This is a genomic window from Mesorhizobium sp. M7A.F.Ca.MR.362.00.0.0, from assembly GCF_004023175.1.
In the GTDB taxonomy this organism is placed as follows: domain Bacteria; phylum Pseudomonadota; class Alphaproteobacteria; order Rhizobiales; family Rhizobiaceae; genus Mesorhizobium.
Genome location: NZ_RZTF01001208.1, coordinates 1 through 221 on the forward strand (window position 1 = coordinate 1; position 221 = coordinate 221).

The 221-nt window shown below is 45.7% G+C and carries 1 protein-coding gene; it reads left to right on the plus strand.

Going from position 1 to position 221, the window contains the following annotated elements:
- Positions 1 to 221: malonate decarboxylase subunit alpha (locus EOC06_RS39655; RefSeq protein ID WP_206631512.1), on the plus strand; the 221-nt coding region annotated here is incomplete at both ends.

Genomic DNA, 221 nt, shown 5'->3' on the forward strand with positions numbered 1-221 from the left:
GCTTTGGCAGTGAAGTCGGCATGGAGAACTATATTGCAGCTCTACCTGATATCTTTTTCGTGGCCAAAGATGGTTCGATGCGCTCTAACCGTGCATTATGCCAAGTTGCAGGACAATTTGCGGTTGATATGTTTATCGGTTCAACACTGCAAATGGACGCACAAGCTAATTCATCAACGGTAACTTCAGGTCGTTTAGCAGGTTTTGGTGGTGCACCTAAC